1 pseudogene is annotated in these 707 nt (G+C 63.4%); it reads right to left on the bottom strand.

The features are described from left to right. Window positions 1-707, bottom strand: a pseudogene (locus ABB22_RS17355) (Oar protein); the annotation flags it as partial.

Here is a 707-nt window from a genome sequence, read left to right as displayed (position 1 = left end):
CCCGTCTCCGTTCACGTCGTTGTAGAAGATGTAGCTGTACGGACGGCCAGTGCGGCCTTCATAGAACAGGCCGGCGCGGGTGGCGTAGTTGCCGAAGAACGCGTGCTTCCACTCCAGCGTCGCGGTCACGCGGTCCTTGATCGCATAGCGCGAGTTGTAGTCCACGTTCTCGTTGGAGTTGAAGATCAGCGTGTTGTTCCAGTTCGAGGTGTTCTGCGAGCTGGTCAGCGAGCTGACTTCCTTGGCGGCGGTGTAGGTGTAGCCCAGCGACCAGCCCCAGTTCTCGGCCATCGGCTTGCTCAGCGCGAAGGTCGCCTGCGAGCTGCCGCCCTTGTGGGTATTGCGCAGCAGCATCACGTCGCCAATATCCGACGGACGATTGGCGCGGGTACCGGCATTGTTGGTGCCATCGGTCATGCCGAAGTTGTTGGTGCCGCTCATGCGCGAATTGTTCGGGTTGAGACCCGCGGCATTCCAGTAGATCGCACGCCCGTCCTGGCCGTAGGCGGTCGGGGTCATGACGTCCAGGCGCTCGAAGTACAGCGCGTCCTTGACCTTGGTGACCAGCAGCTCGGCCGAAGCGGTGATGCCGTACCACGGCAGTTCGTGATCGAGCGCCAGGTTGGCCTTCCACACCGACGGCATGCGGGTGCCCGGCTCGATGATGTCCACGTTCATGCGACCCGAGCCCGGGGTCAGGCCGGCGG

Origin of the sequence: Stenotrophomonas nitritireducens, assembly GCF_001431425.1 — a bacterium.
GTDB classification, from domain to species: Bacteria; Pseudomonadota; Gammaproteobacteria; order Xanthomonadales; family Xanthomonadaceae; genus Stenotrophomonas; species Stenotrophomonas nitritireducens.
The sequence above is the reverse complement of the archived record's forward strand: the minus strand, read 5'-3'. Positions and strand labels throughout refer to the sequence as shown.